This is a genomic window from Streptomyces sp. O3, assembly GCF_054788135.1.
The window spans coordinates 1-232 of the sequence record NZ_JBTVYK010000245.1 but is presented as its reverse complement, the minus strand read 5'-3'; the positions used below and the strand labels follow the sequence as shown (position 1 = coordinate 232).

The 232-nt window shown below is 34.9% G+C and carries 1 protein-coding gene; it reads left to right on the top strand.

What is annotated here, in order from left to right; genetic code table 11:
- The first annotated feature begins 12 nt into the window (after positions 1–12).
- Positions 13–144: a 16S rRNA (uracil(1498)-N(3))-methyltransferase gene (locus ACX6XY_RS30520; RefSeq protein ID WP_460337996.1), complete on the top strand. Its 132-nt coding sequence runs from the start codon at positions 13–15 to the stop codon at positions 142–144.
- Positions 145–232: the final 88 nt, after the last annotated feature.

The following is a 232-nucleotide window of genomic DNA, read 5'->3' as shown; positions in this document are numbered from 1 at the left end:
GAAAAAGAGCTATTGCTTCTTGAAGAAGCGAACGCAAAACTTGCCGGACTCGGCCCAAGAATTTTAAGAACAGAAACTGCTCCGCTCTATGTATTATCAGCTGCTTCTTTCTATTTTGACCTTTACAAAAATAAAAATCGTTAACATTTCAAAGTTTTATACGAAAGTTAACGATTTCATGTTGACGATGCCCGATGTTTCGTATATAATTTTTAATGAGTGAATGCTTATC